At 48.0% G+C, this 525-nt stretch carries 1 protein-coding gene; it reads right to left on the bottom strand.

Going from position 1 to position 525, the window contains the following annotated elements:
• Window positions 1-525 (bottom strand): tetratricopeptide repeat protein (locus tag C6366_RS20870; protein ID WP_146164930.1); only part of this gene is annotated, 525 nt, incomplete at both ends.

The following is a 525-nucleotide window of genomic DNA, read 5'->3' as shown; positions in this document are numbered from 1 at the left end:
GCTCACTTGGGTGTGCAGATTGTCGGGCGCTACCCGTTCGGCCTCCAGATAGTACTCAAGGGCTTTTTCAGGATTCTTCAGATGGCGGTAACAGAGTGCAATTTTTTTCAGGTTCCACAGTTGGCCGTGGTTAAACAAATCGGCTTGCAGGTATAGCTCCAGCGCCTGCTCATGTTGTTGCAGCTGTTGGTGACAAAAGGCTTGCTTTTGAAGTATCTGCATCGATGGGGTGCTCTTTTTTGCCAGCTGATTAAACACTTCCAATGCTTCGGCATAGCGGTCTTTTTCAAACAGGTACTCGCCAAGTTTCAATAAAAGGTCATCTCCCGGAAACAGAAACTGAATGAACCAGCGGTTGTGAAAATCCATTTTCCACGAGAAGGGATCTTCAAAGCTGTGGCGCTGTCTGTGTACCCTGAAAAACCGGTAAAGATCCTGAATGTATTGGTTTGAGATGGCGAGAGCCTGCTTTTCGTGCTGTATCAGCTCATCGCTCTTCTCTATTTCGCGTATGGCGCCCAGTTC

It is taken from the genome of Desulfonatronum sp. SC1 (assembly GCF_003046795.1).
Lineage (GTDB): Bacteria > Desulfobacterota > Desulfovibrionia > Desulfovibrionales > Desulfonatronaceae > Desulfonatronum.
This window is presented reverse-complemented; position numbering and strand designations above follow the sequence as displayed.